Annotated in this window: 1 protein-coding gene; it reads left to right on the top strand. The window is 41.8% G+C overall.

The window, feature by feature from the left end; all coding sequences use genetic code 11:
- A partial coding sequence (locus ACNKXV_RS14235) for a MopE-related protein (RefSeq protein ID WP_417908369.1) occupies positions 1 to 297 on the top strand: 297 nt, incomplete at both ends.

Genomic DNA, 297 nt, shown 5'->3' with positions numbered 1-297 from the left:
TGCTCCTGAACTATGTGATGGGAAGGACAATGACTGTGATGGAACTATCGATGAAGATCTGACCTTTACTAATTATTATATCGATGCCGATAAAGATGGATTTGGAGATGCTTCAGATTCGGGAACTAGCTTATGTGCTGATCCTGCTGATGGAAGAGTTACCAATAATTCAGATTGTGATGATACCGATTCTTCTATCAATCCGGATACGGTTTGGTATGTGGGTGTGGATAATGATGCTGATGGTTTCTTTGGAAGCACAAATTCAGTAACACAGTGTACCTCTCCTGGTGCTGG

The sequence above is a fragment of the Christiangramia aquimixticola genome (genome assembly GCF_048285835.1).
Taxonomy (GTDB): Bacteria; Bacteroidota; Bacteroidia; order Flavobacteriales; family Flavobacteriaceae; genus Christiangramia; species Christiangramia aquimixticola.
This window is presented reverse-complemented; position numbering and strand designations above follow the sequence as displayed.